The sequence below is a fragment of the Hyphomonas chukchiensis genome (assembly GCF_000682695.1).
Taxonomy (GTDB): Bacteria; Pseudomonadota; Alphaproteobacteria; order Caulobacterales; family Hyphomonadaceae; genus Hyphomonas; species Hyphomonas chukchiensis.
On the sequence record NZ_AWFG01000009.1, the window covers coordinates 1 to 204 of the forward strand.

Annotated in this window: 1 protein-coding gene; it reads right to left on the reverse strand. The window is 52.5% G+C overall.

Annotated elements, in window-relative coordinates:
* Nucleotides 1–185 (reverse strand): IS66 family insertion sequence element accessory protein TnpA (gene tnpA / locus HY30_RS20315; RefSeq protein WP_206741404.1); only part of this gene is annotated, 185 nt, incomplete at its 3' end.
* Nucleotides 186–204: the final 19 nt, after the last annotated feature.

A 204-nucleotide genomic window follows, 5' to 3' on the forward strand; every position in this document is an offset into this window, starting at 1 on the left:
TATTCCTCATGTTTCCGCGCTTCTTCCCGGCCCATCAAATAGATCATCCAGTTCGAAAAAGTGCGCCGGTTCAGATCGTGATCGCGGCAGTATCGCGAGCGAGAAAGCCCGCTCTGACGCCAGGCCTCGATGTGCACGCTCCAGTATTTCCGATGTGCCGTGTTCTCAAAATGTTTCAAACTCATCATTGGACTCCTCAAGGGA